Here is a 307-nt window from a genome sequence, read left to right as displayed (position 1 = left end):
CCCACACTACCATCGGCGCGATTGCGTTTCACTTCTGAGTTCGGGATGGGATCAGGTGGGACCACAATGCTATTGTCACCAAGCAAATTTGTTATTCACTACCCGTCTTATCTTGATGCAGGCAGTAAATTAATTCGGAAAGCTGTCTTGAGTTGCACTTCTTAAGTGTTTGTATTCAAGCTAAGTGCTACTTAGCAAAACCCATCTGGGTTGTATGGTTAAGCCTCTCGAGTCATTAGTATCAGTTAGCTCAACGCCTCACAACGCTTACACACCTGACCTATCAACGTCCTAGTCTCGAACGGCT

2 rRNA genes are annotated in these 307 nt (G+C 45.6%); both read right to left on the bottom strand.

Annotated features, from left to right (window positions below):
• A 5S ribosomal RNA gene (gene rrf, locus M0415_RS21345) occupies positions 1–83 on the bottom strand; the annotation flags it as partial.
• A 131-nt stretch (positions 84–214) separates the two neighbouring features.
• Positions 215–307: ribosomal RNA gene (locus tag M0415_RS21340) — 23S ribosomal RNA — on the bottom strand; the annotation flags it as partial.

The sequence above is a fragment of the Shewanella sp. 10B genome, from assembly GCF_023475885.1.
GTDB lineage: Bacteria > Pseudomonadota > Gammaproteobacteria > Enterobacterales > Shewanellaceae > Shewanella > Shewanella mangrovisoli.
Note: the sequence above shows the minus strand (reverse complement) of the source record. Positions and strands in the feature narration are given on the sequence as shown.